This window comes from Arthrobacter sp. JCM 19049, from assembly GCF_001310435.1.
The window spans coordinates 1-831 of sequence record NZ_BAXF01000760.1 but is presented as its reverse complement, the minus strand read 5'-3'; the positions used below and the strand labels follow the sequence as shown (position 1 = coordinate 831).

Below are 831 nucleotides of genomic sequence, written 5' to 3'. Positions count from 1 at the left end.
CTGCCGGGAACTGGTGGCGCTGCGCCCGCGCACCACCCCGATGAACTCCTCCACGATCTCAAGATTCGCCGCGTCCACCGGCCAGCTAATGCCGATCTGGGTGGGTTGCCCGTCCTCGATCACGCGGTGGATGACGTCCTTGCGGGCGTGCAGCCGGGCCAGGCTCATCGGCATGCGGGCCACGAACGCGCCACTGGCCACCACCTCCAGCGCCATCTCCACCCCGCCGCGCTCGGGCAGGTAGTCCGCCAGGTCCAGCAGCGCAAACTTTTCCACCTCGGCGGCCGGAATGCTCTCGTCGTAGTACTCCACGTCGTGCTCACGGGCGGCGCACACCACCTCCAGCTCCTGGTAGAGCGGGATCACGTGGCGGGTCTCGTCCTTAGGCGACTGCCCGGGGGCGTAGCGCACGAACACCACATCGGCGCGCCCGGCGGACAGTTCCTCCAGGATCGGCCCGGCGTCGTGGCGCCGGGCGCTGAGCTCGATCTGCGGGTAGCGCTGGGCGAAACGGTCAATCCATTTGCCCGGAACCACCCCGGCGGCGTAGGTAATGCGTAGCTGTTGCACGCTTAAAGACTAATGCGTGGCCGCCGGATCCCGGTGGCCACGCATCTGCGGCGCGCAGTGTCCTACTTGTCGGTCTTCACAACCAGCACATCGCACGGTGCCGAGTGGGCGACCGAGGAGGCGACCGAACCCAGCACGCGGCCCAGGCCGCGCATGCCGACGTTGCCGACCACGATCATCGAGGCGTTGCGGGAGTTGGCCTCGGAGATCAGCACCTCGGCAGGCTTGCCGTGTCCGGCGGCGGCGGAGACGTTGGCTCGG

The 831-nt window shown here is 68.5% G+C and carries 2 protein-coding genes; both read right to left on the bottom strand.

The features are described 5' to 3' along the window. Nucleotides 1-570 (bottom strand): LysR family transcriptional regulator substrate-binding protein (locus tag JCM19049_RS16055; protein WP_054822048.1); only part of this gene is annotated, 570 nt, incomplete at its 3' end. 62 nt (nt 571-632) lie between these two features. Continuing rightward, on the bottom strand, nt 633-831 hold a 199-nt coding region (locus JCM19049_RS16050), incomplete at its 5' end, for a universal stress protein (RefSeq protein ID WP_279403418.1).